The following is a 9305-nucleotide window of genomic DNA, read 5'->3' on the forward strand; positions in this document are numbered from 1 at the left end:
ATCATCAGAAATCCCGCCGCAAGACAAGGTGCCCCAGGGTGCGGTCGCGCGTGTAGGCGCCCTGCGATTCGCGGGTGCGCGAAAGGTCCATGGTCATGATCAGCCGCCTGAAGCGCCACAGCGCCTTGAGCGATCCGGCCCTGCGTTCACGGGGTTCGAATCCGCCGCGATCGCGCTCGTAGTAGCCCGAGGCGGTCAACCGCAGCCCCGAGCCCGTAATGCCAACCGAACATCGGGTCGTAGCCCAGAAGGTCAACGTTTTGCAGGGCGTTTTCCGCTTGCACACGGGTACGCCGGGTGGCGGCACGGAAGCTGGCCTACCGTGATGGCAGAAAGTCGCCCTGAAAATAAACTTCGCCGGCCGTCCGCACGAAAGGGGCAATTGTCTCTCGGCGGTTTTCGCGCCCAAGGAAACCGCCCGCCAGGCTCCGGCCGAAATCCCAGGGAACGAGTATCGGCACGGGTCCCGAAAGCGTGCTTTTGACAACATTGAGTGGTGTCGATGGGTTCCCGAGGTCACGCGCGGCGCGGAATCGGCAAAGCGGAAATAGACGCTCAAGGATCGCGTCACGGCCCAGTTGAGATTGAGACCCCAGTCCCAGTTCGGTATTGGCGTAAGTGCCGCCAATATCGAATAAGTAATCGACGAGCACCGCCTCACCATCGAGGATGCTTCCAGAGAGCAGACTTTGCACGCGGGTCGAGTTCCCGATAATCGTCAACACGTAATCGATGCCTTCGATGAAGACCTGCGTGCGTGACGCATTTGTGACGACCACGCTGCCCGCTGTCACCCGTGCCTGCAGGAGCGCGGCCGGTGCTGTGCCATTCAACACAATGCGCTCGCCAACGATGGCGGTCTTGGCGCCACTCGCGGTTTGGGTGCGCTGGTCATAGCGTACTGAGTAGCTCATTTGGCCCAGTTCCCGATGGCAGCGCATGTTCGTAGCGCGCCGAGCCATCGATGCCTTGTGTGTGAGCCTGACTGCGGCGCGCGGGTATTGATGTTGCGCAGGCTGGCGCTCAGGCCCGAGTTCTTGCTGGCCGTCCAGGTCGCACCGACAATAGCGGAATTCACCTGCGTGGCGCGTTCATCCTGCCGGTTATCGCTGAAAAAATAGTTGGCAAAGGATTGCCATTTGCTCGAATGGACGCCGCGGTAGTTGAGCAGAAACCGAAAGTCGTCGAGCTTGGGCGTCTTGCCTTTCGTTCCAGCGAGAGTGTATTTTTGGGTGGAGTATGCAATGTTGTTGTTAGATCGTATTGCCGCTCTTTCCCCAACCTGAGATGGGTGTCGACGCGCTGAGGCTGTGCGAATCTGATGGGAGCTCTGGATCGGTAATTTGGAACTGCCGCTTGCCGATACCTGTTTCTGCGCGTTGTAACCGAAATGTGTAGTCCCAACATTCCACAAGGCACGGTCCAGTTTGAGCGACAGTCGATCAATACGGTTGTCCACGACACGTTCGACACTGCTGCCTTTGTCGTGCGTCCGGTTCGCCTCGAAGTAGACCGGCACCGGCGTCAACGGCGCCAGCAGCGAGAACGTCAGGCCGTATTTGTCGGATTGCTGTGAAACTTCGCCGGGACTCAATGACTGGGTCGGGTTGAGGTGATCATAGAACAGGGTGCCGCGCATTGGCTTGTCAGCAAACAGCGAGGCGAGAGCGGTGAAATTGTAAAGCGCCTTGTTCGATCGGTTCACCATGCCATCCGTCTGTACGCGCCCCAGCGAAAACACCGGTCCGCCGCCGATGTCCAGGGCAAGAAATTTGGGATGGTAAGATAGCTGTGCGACATCAGGAACGCTTCAAAGCGCAGCTCGGACTGCGACTGTCTTTGCCTAGGTGATGCGGGTCCCCCGAAGCTGGGCTCGCGTGTGGTGAATTCATCGGTATCGTAGCTGGTGGAAAAATAGCCATCGAAGCCGGTGAACCGGAATGACGTGATTTCCTGTGCGTGACACAGCGCTTGCGGCCCGCCAATCAGAATGACCGCCATGGCGAGCGTGTTTATCTTGAAACGCGTTCCAGACCGCAATGCGCGTGGGGAAACACAGGCCGACGCGTGTACCGGCGCCGCCAGGCTTGGCGGCAACGGCAAACATGCATGCTTCGTCGCGCGCCACACGGTCTAACGGGGCGCGGTATCGCGCGAGTAATCGGCGCCAGCCATGCGCCCGTAGCCGAACACGTCGATCTTGTTGGGAGCAACCTGGCTGGCAACGACGATGACGTACTCGATATTGAATTTTGGATCGGCGTAGCGTTTGAACAGTGCCACATTGTCGTAGTCGATCTTGATCCCCGCCGGCAGGCTGAGGCCTTCGCCCTTGTCAGGCTGTCCGAATGCCATCAGCAGGCGGCCATCGGCTTCAAAGGCCTGTATGTTCTGGAATGCCGCATCGCCCACATACATACGACCGGCGCGGTCGATGGCGATGCCCTTTGGCCGTGCGAACTTGCCGGGCGTGTCACCCACTTCACCGTAAACGCGCAATGATTTGCCGTCGGCGGTGAAGCGCTGCACGCGAAAATTACTGGTTTCCACGACAAAGACATCGCCGGTCGGGCCGATGGCGATATTGGTGGGGTGGAACAGTTCACCTTCCTTCGAGCCCGGTTTGCCGAACTTGAACAGCAATTTGCCGGTGTGCTTGTTCAATACCTGCACTTGGTGGTGAAGGATATCGACGACGTAAAGCCTGTCGCCGGCGATGGCCGTGTCGGTCGGCCGGAACTGGTCCTGCTCGCCATAGGCGCCCTTGTAACGATTTTCACGATCGTAAATGAGCACCTGGTTCTTGCCAGTGTCGGTGACATATTTGGTGCCGTCGGTATCGATGGTCACGTTGATCGGCAGCTTCATTTTTCCGCCGCCTGCCCCGGTGAACATGCTGAACTGTTGCTTGACGAGGTCGAAAATGGCGACACCGCCCGTCTTGCTGTCCACGGCATAAAGCCGGCCTTCGAAGAGTGCGACGCCGTAAATCTGCACCAGGCTCTGGCCTTTTTCCTCGCCGGCGACAAATTGCGCGAATTCACTGCGTTTGGCGGCGAAATCCCGCTCGCCGGTAAAGGTCACCAGATGCTGGAAACGCGGTGGATTGGGCGGAGGCGGGTAGAAAGTCACCGTTGGTCCTGCCGGCTTTTTCTCCTGCGGCGGCGCACTGGCGCAGCCCGCCAGCGCAGCGATGATCAAAATTGTGGCGAATGGCCAACACGGCAGTAGGCGACGCTGAGTCACGGTATCGAATCCTGTGAAAGTGTGGGAAACGGAAATGCCTGTTGCATCATTTGACTCCCGGGACGCCATCGAGGTGTCCGCAATGATTGTAAAGTAACTTCTTGAACGTTGGCTTGGATGTGCCTCGGCACGTAAATACCACCCGCAATCCATAAAAAAACTCTGTTGCATGATCCCCGATGGCAAGGGAGAATCGCCAACGAGGAAACCGGCAACAGAGTCATTACAGGACTGCTGTACTGCGGGTGCGCCGCAAACCTATGAACGCAACGCACTGTTCAACATTTGGACCCTTATCAACAAACTATTTGGCGTGGCAGGTTGTGCAAAGCGCGCTCGATGCCATCGAAACTTTGACAAGCTTTCCAGCCGCAGCCGTAAACGTGTTATGCACGTCGTGGCAGGATGCGCACTCCATTTTTCCACCGTACAACATGTTGCTGGCAATCGTGCCAACGCGGGTCTTGGTGCCGGACCCAATTGTCACCGCTGTCGTAATCGCATTCAGCGCGCCGTCGGCCGTCGCCAATGCGGCATCGTACGTGAAGCCGATCGGATGGTCGTTTGTGAGGTTGATGCCGAGATTATCCACGCCGGTGAGAAGCGTCGTTCCTGTTGTACCACCGAAACTATTCACCGCAACCGTGCCATCGTGGCAAGACAGGCAAAGTTTCGATGTCGATCCCGGCTGGGCAATCGTGGCGTTCGTGGTTGACGATGTGTATACGGTGTAAGTCGCGACCGAGTTCGCGTGGTTCCATAGCGGCGCATCCGCGATCACGGCCGTATTGTGCGGCGCGTGGCAGGCAACGCAAATTTGCCCGCCGGACCACGCCTGGCCAGCGAAATCATGCGCCGATCCGACGATGGTGCCGGCACTCGCTGCCAGTCCCGCCAGCGCCAGCGCGGCGCCCAACAAACTGCTTCCAATTACGCTTCTCATATTCATAGCCTTACTCCTTTTAAACCAGCTTGGTTAGAAATACAAAAACAGGTCCAAATTTTTATAGGCCAATTTCTCATTTTCTTTAGGCCTGACTTTTGACCCAGCGCAAACGATTTGAATATTTTGTGAAAAAGTTTTGCACACTGGTATTTGATCCATCGCAAAATGCCTGCTGGCTAGCTGGTCGAGCATTGCACTGTCGCTCTTTGATGCATCGCAAGCGATCCGCAATGGGTCACAACTGCGGTCATCAAGAAAATGAGTGCCAATTGATGATTGCACTCTGTGGAAAAGGTGAATTGCGTTTGTTGTCCCTCAAACTGCCTGACACGCGGAGAGGCATGCGCGACCAAGTGAATTCACCGGCGCGCGCACGAGGGGCGTCGCCGGTACAATGACCGGGATAGGGCGTCATGAAACACTGCATTTGACGTGCCAGAAGCAACGCGTGCAGGCGATTCATTGGTTGGCATAACAACAAGCAGAAAGGCAAGAAAAAAATGAGTGTTGAGGCAGACCAGGTCAGCTTCGATTTACCACCCCCTGCGCGCATTCCCGCGTATCTCGAGAAGACCTATTGGTGGGCCTACGTGCATCCCAAGGCGGTACGGTTTTTCGAGCGGCAATGGCTGGTGAATGCGATCCTGTGGGGCAATTTCTCCCGGTTGCGTGATGCCGCACTGGATGAACTTGGCCAGCACATTGAGGGACGCACCCTGCAGATTGCTTGCGTGTATGGCGATTTTTCGCCACGCGTGATGGGACGGCTCGCGCCAGGCGCTACGCTGGACGTGGTGGACGTGCTGCCAATCCAGCTCGACAACCTGCGCAAAAAACTCGCGCAAGACGCGCGCGTCACGCCGGTGTTGTGCGATTCCGCCGATCTCCGATTCGCCGATGCGACCTACGATCAGACCATCCTGTTTTTCCTGTTGCACGAGCAGCCCGAAGCAGTGCGCAGGCGGACGCTAAGCGAGGCGGTGCGGGTCACGCGGCCTGGCGGCAGGATTGTCATCGTCGACTATCACCTGCCGAAACGCTTTCATCCGCTGCGGTATCTGTTCCGGCCGGTGTTGCACGTGTTGGAGCCGTTCGCGCTTGATCTGTGGAATCACGATCTGACAACGTGGTTGCCGGAGACCATTCGCGCGGAGCAGATCCGGAAGGAAACCTCGTTTGGCGGGTTGTATCAGAAGGTGGTTATTACGGTTTGAGGCTCCATCGGGAACTTCAATTAACCTCATTTCCGTTCGCCCTGAGGTATCGAAGGGCGTTTCAGGCATTTTCGGCTTCGATACCTCACGAGCGGGGGGGTCCCCATCTCGTAGATCGCCATCTGGCGCCGCGTTTCATCCCCTGCGGCCGAGAATGACCCGCTTGCTATCCCGAAGTATCGACTACCAGCCGAGGCGAAGCAGGGCGTAGCCTGTCGCCAGCGTTCCGACCAGCGCGCCGCCATAGCAAATCAGTTTCGCGCCCAGGCCAGCGTGGATACCGATATCGTGCAGGGTGTGGAAAATCCGATGCACGCTGTGCCACAGGAACAGCGAGATGATCACGAACAGGAAGCCCTTGCCGGCCCAGTGTTGCGAGAACGCCAGCACATGCGAATAGCTCAACATGTCGCGCGACAAGAAAGTCCCTGACGGCGCGGCAATGCCGGTAATAAACACCAGAACGGCACCGATCAGCGCGGATACCATTCCACCCGCACCAAACAGGGCCCAGAAGATAGGAGCATTCGAGCGCTTCATGATGCCAACCTCGCGGCAATTGCAAAAACAATCAGGCTCGCGACAACCGTGACCGCCAGACCCGTGCGGGTGATGGTGGTTGCCTTCACGCGTTCGCCATTGACAAGCATCGGCGGCAGGGTGCGCGGCATGATGTGGAACCAGGTCCAGGTGTGGTACAGGAATCCGGCCAGCAGCACCACGTGAATCGCGATGGAAAGCGGACTCGTCAGGAACCCAAGCCATCGATTCCAGGCCGCTTCGCCCTGGCCCAGATAGATCAGGCTTGCGAGCAGAATAAGCGCGTAGGCGGCCACGAAAAATGCCGTGCCCTCATGCACCATATACTCGACAAAGAAGGGATTTTTACGCCACCAGCCGCCCATCGGCCTCAGGTAGGGTCGCCGTGCGCTCATTTTCCGGTCCCTTTCGGTGCGACAAAGCGCAGGAAATAGTCCTTGGCGCTGTCGGTCTTGTTGATGTTGACGGCGTTGGCCGGATCCACTTTCTTCGGACACACTTCGGAGCAGTAGCCGACTGCAGTGCAGTTGAATACACCTTCCTCGGCGTGGACCAGCGGCATGCGTTGTTCCTTGCCGCTGTCGCGCGAATCAAGGTTGTAACGATGCACCAGCGCCATCGCGCCGGGACCGATGAATTTCGAATTGAGGCCATATTGCGGGCAGGCCGCGTAGCACAGCAGGCAATTGATGCAGGAACTGAACTGCTCAAAAAGGTTCAGTTCCGCCGGCGTCTGCAGGTATTCGCCCTCGGTCAGTGCGCGTGGCTTTTCCGGGATGATGTAAGGCTTGATGCTTTCCAGCTTTTCGATGAAGTCATCCATGACGATGACGAGATCTCGCTCGATCGGAAAGTGCGCCAGCGCTTCCACACGCAGCTTGTTCGGGTAATAGTCGCGCAGGAATGTCTGGCAGCCCAGCTTCGGCACGCCGCCAATCATCATTCCGCAACTGCCGCATATCGCCATCCGGCATGACCAGCGAAACGACAGCGAGCCGTCCAGTTCATCCTTGATGTACTGCAGGCCTTGCAGCACCGACATGTCGTCGGTGAACGGCACGATGAACTCCTGAAGTACGGGCTCCTTGTCCGTCTCGGGCCGGTAGCGCAGGACTTCAATGGTGATCACTTTGGTGCTGGTATTCATACGCTCTTTCCTCCTGCTGCTGCCGCTTCGGCCTTTTCGGCTTTTTCGCCGGCCGCACCGTAGGCGCGAACCGCAGGCTGGGAATGGGTGATGTTCACCTTGCCGTAAGTAATGGCGGGCGTGTCCTCGCCCGCATACGTGGCAAGCGAGTGCTTGAGGTAATTGACGTCGTCACGCTCGGTATAGCCGTCCAGCCGCTGGTGTGCACCGCGCGATTCCTTGCGATGCATCGCCGAGACCGCCATGGCCTGCGCGACTTCGAGCTGGTAGCCGAGTTCAATCGCCAGCAGCCACTCGGTGTTAAAGACGCGAGACTTGTCTTCCACGTTCACATTCTTGAATCGCTCCCGCAACTCAGTGAGCTTGTGGCAGGTCCGCTGCATTTCATCACCCATGCGATAAATTCCGCAGCCGCGCTCCATGGTTTCCGCCATTTCGCGGCGCAACGTTGCGATGCGTTCCGTGCCCCTGCCTTTCGCTTCAGCCTTGTGCACGACGTTCATCGCGCGTTGCTGCGCGACGTCCGCCTGTTTGCAGCGTTGCCGTATTGCCGGGCGCGACGGATTTGGCGAATTTTGCCGCCTCTTCGCCGGCAACCTTGCCAAACACGCACAGCTCCGGCCAGCGAATGGATCCCCAACCGGTTGGCGCCGTGGATGCCTACGCTTGAGCACTCGCCGGCGGCGTACAAGCCGGGCAGGGGTGCCGCACAGTTTCCATCCACCGTAATGCCGCCCATCGTGTAGTGAACCGCAGGGCGAACCGGAATCGGTTCCTTGGCCGGATCGACGCCGAGGAATTCTTCGGCCAGTTCGTAAATTTGCGGCAAGCGCTCGCGCAGATATTTCTCGCCGAGGTGGCGTAAATCCAGATGCACCACCGAGCCGTGTATCCCTTCGATGGTGCGGCCTTTCTGTTGCTCGTACCAGAACGCCTGGCTCAGGCGATCACGCGGACCGAGTTCCATTGCCTTGTTGACCGGCTTGGGCTGCGCCGGGCCGAGGCCATAGTCTTGCAGGTACCGGTAGCCGTCCTTGTTGAGCAGAATCCGCCTTCACCGCGGCAGGCTTCGGTGAATAGCAATCCGGTGCCCGGCATGCAGGTGGGGTGGTATTGCACGAATTCCATGTCGCGTAACGGTACACCGTGGCGATACGCCAGCGCCATGCCGTCGCCGGTGACGATGCCACCGTTGGTATTCTCGCGAAACACCCGACCCGCGCCGCCGGTGGCGATGATGACCGATTTGGCTTCGACCAGGGTGAATTCACCGGTTGCGATGCCGATCGTCACGGCGCCTTGCACGCGACCTTCTTCGACCAACAGTTCAACGCAGAAATGCTCATCGAAACGCTTGATCGACGGATATTTAATCGAAGTCTGGAACAGGGTGTGCAGCATGTGAAAGCCGGTCTTGTCGGCGGCAAACCAGGTTCGCTCGATCTTCATGCCGCCGAAAGCACGCACATTGACGTGGCCGTCCGGGGTGCGGCTCCACGGGCAGCCCCAATGTTCCAGCTGCACCATTTCCTCGGCGCAATTCGCGACAAAATAATCGACCACGTCCTGTTCGCACAGCCAGTCGCCGCCCGCGACGGTATCGTGGAAAATGATGTTCCAGGGCTGTCATGCGCTTGCACCACGCCGGCTGAACCGCCTTCCGCCGCCACCGCGTGGCTGCGCATCAGAACGGAGATGAGTGCAATCTTCAAGTTCGGGTCGGATTCGGCAACCGCAATGGCCGCGCGCAACCCCGCTCCGCCCGCTCCGATAATTGCTACGTCCGCTTTGAATACTTCCACTAAGTCCCCCTTTTCTCGCAACTTGACATGCGGCTTGAGCCCAAGCCCCTGTTGATTTTGCAGGTTAGATCCATTTGCCACACAGAGGGGTTGGTAAGATCAAACGCGGTTGATTGGCGATGCCATTGTCGACTGGAAGGAATCGAACAATGTGGACGCTACCTCGTTCGGGCCCATAAAAGAAACAGGGACAGCGATTTGCTGTCCCTGAGTTTCGCGTTCCAGATTCGACCGACTGCCCGCCCGCTACAGCATAGCCCGTGCAATGCAGGCACCGTCTGGCGACTGCCTGCCACCAAATCCGTTTGTGCTTATTGCGCGAGAATCCACTGGACCAGATTCTTGATCTCCTTCGGATCCTTCGAGTCGACGATTTTGTGTTCTTCTTCCGTGCCGTCCTCAAATTTGCT

Annotated in this window: 10 protein-coding genes and 1 pseudogene; 1 reads left to right on the forward strand and 10 read right to left on the reverse strand. The window is 58.1% G+C overall.

Annotated elements, in window-relative coordinates:
• Window positions 1–4: 4 nt before the first annotated feature.
• The 6 genes from IPP88_24390 to IPP88_24415 form a co-directional block, all read right to left on the reverse strand.
• The gene (locus IPP88_24390) at window positions 5–256 is read right to left on the reverse strand and encodes a hypothetical protein (protein ID MBL0125666.1); all 252 of its coding nucleotides are present in this window, start codon (window positions 254–256) and stop codon (window positions 5–7) included.
• A gap of 61 nt (window positions 257–317) precedes the next feature.
• Window positions 318–914 carry a hypothetical protein gene (locus IPP88_24395; GenBank protein ID MBL0125667.1) on the reverse strand — a complete coding sequence of 199 codons (597 nt, stop codon included), beginning with the start codon at window positions 912–914 and terminating at the stop codon, window positions 318–320.
• Window positions 911–1705: a hypothetical protein gene (locus IPP88_24400; protein ID MBL0125668.1), complete on the reverse strand. Its 795-nt coding sequence runs from the start codon at window positions 1703–1705 to the stop codon at window positions 911–913. The genes IPP88_24395 and IPP88_24400 overlap by 4 nt, the downstream gene beginning before the upstream one ends.
• Window positions 1702–2001, reverse strand: a complete 300-nt coding sequence (locus IPP88_24405) for a hypothetical protein (protein ID MBL0125669.1) — start codon at window positions 1999–2001, stop codon at window positions 1702–1704. Before IPP88_24405 ends, IPP88_24400 begins: the two co-directional genes overlap by 4 nt.
• Window positions 2002–2133: 132 nt before the next feature.
• Complete coding sequence (locus IPP88_24410; GenBank protein ID MBL0125670.1) at window positions 2134–3246, reverse strand: hypothetical protein; 1113 nt, start codon at window positions 3244–3246, stop codon at window positions 2134–2136.
• A 304-nt stretch (window positions 3247–3550) separates the two neighbouring features.
• Window positions 3551–4195 (reverse strand): cytochrome C, encoded by a 645-nt coding sequence (locus tag IPP88_24415; GenBank protein MBL0125671.1) that lies wholly within the window; start codon window positions 4193–4195, stop codon window positions 3551–3553.
• 497 nt (window positions 4196–4692) lie between these two features.
• Here IPP88_24415 and IPP88_24420 point away from each other — a divergent pair, with 497 nt between their 5' ends.
• On the forward strand, window positions 4693–5406 hold the full coding sequence (locus IPP88_24420) for a class I SAM-dependent methyltransferase (protein ID MBL0125672.1): 714 nt from the start codon (window positions 4693–4695) through the stop codon (window positions 5404–5406).
• A 183-nt stretch (window positions 5407–5589) separates the two neighbouring features.
• Here IPP88_24420 and frdD read toward each other — a convergent pair whose 3' ends face one another.
• The 4 genes and pseudogenes from frdD to frdA form a co-directional block, all read right to left on the reverse strand.
• A complete protein-coding gene (gene frdD / locus IPP88_24425) occupies window positions 5590–5946 on the reverse strand; it encodes a fumarate reductase subunit FrdD (GenBank protein ID MBL0125673.1) in 357 nt (118 codons plus the stop codon).
• Entirely contained in the window at window positions 5943–6341 is a 399-nt protein-coding gene (locus IPP88_24430; protein MBL0125674.1) for a fumarate reductase subunit C, read from the reverse strand. The genes frdD and IPP88_24430 overlap by 4 nt, the downstream gene beginning before the upstream one ends.
• Window positions 6338–7093 carry a succinate dehydrogenase/fumarate reductase iron-sulfur subunit gene (locus IPP88_24435; GenBank protein MBL0125675.1) on the reverse strand — a complete coding sequence of 252 codons (756 nt, stop codon included), beginning with the start codon at window positions 7091–7093 and terminating at the stop codon, window positions 6338–6340. Before IPP88_24435 ends, IPP88_24430 begins: the two co-directional genes overlap by 4 nt.
• A pseudogene (gene frdA / locus IPP88_24440) lies at window positions 7090–8895 on the reverse strand (fumarate reductase (quinol) flavoprotein subunit). Before frdA ends, IPP88_24435 begins: the two are co-directional and overlap by 4 nt.
• Between the last annotated feature and the right edge of the window lie 410 nt (window positions 8896–9305).

This window comes from Betaproteobacteria bacterium (assembly GCA_016720925.1).
Lineage (GTDB): Bacteria > Pseudomonadota > Gammaproteobacteria > Burkholderiales > Usitatibacteraceae > UKL13-2.

What these genes read in the sequence shown, in the direction of transcription:
- IPP88_24420 (MBL0125672.1), top strand. Translation starts at nt 4,693, where the DNA reads ATGAGTGTTGAGGCAGACCAGGTCAGCTTCGATTTACCACCCCCTGCG.
- IPP88_24430 (MBL0125674.1), bottom strand. Translation starts at nt 6,341, where the DNA reads ATGAGCGCACGGCGACCCTACCTGAGGCCGATGGGCGGCTGGTGGCGT.
- IPP88_24435 (MBL0125675.1), bottom strand. Translation starts at nt 7,093, where the DNA reads ATGAATACCAGCACCAAAGTGATCACCATTGAAGTCCTGCGCTACCGG.
- IPP88_24395 (MBL0125667.1), bottom strand. Translation starts at nt 914, where the DNA reads ATGAGCTACTCAGTACGCTATGACCAGCGCACCCAAACCGCGAGTGGC.
- IPP88_24405 (MBL0125669.1), bottom strand. Translation starts at nt 2,001, where the DNA reads ATGGCGGTCATTCTGATTGGCGGGCCGCAAGCGCTGTGTCACGCACAG.
- frdD (MBL0125673.1), bottom strand. Translation starts at nt 5,946, where the DNA reads ATGAAGCGCTCGAATGCTCCTATCTTCTGGGCCCTGTTTGGTGCGGGT.
- IPP88_24415 (MBL0125671.1), bottom strand. Translation starts at nt 4,195, where the DNA reads ATGAATATGAGAAGCGTAATTGGAAGCAGTTTGTTGGGCGCCGCGCTG.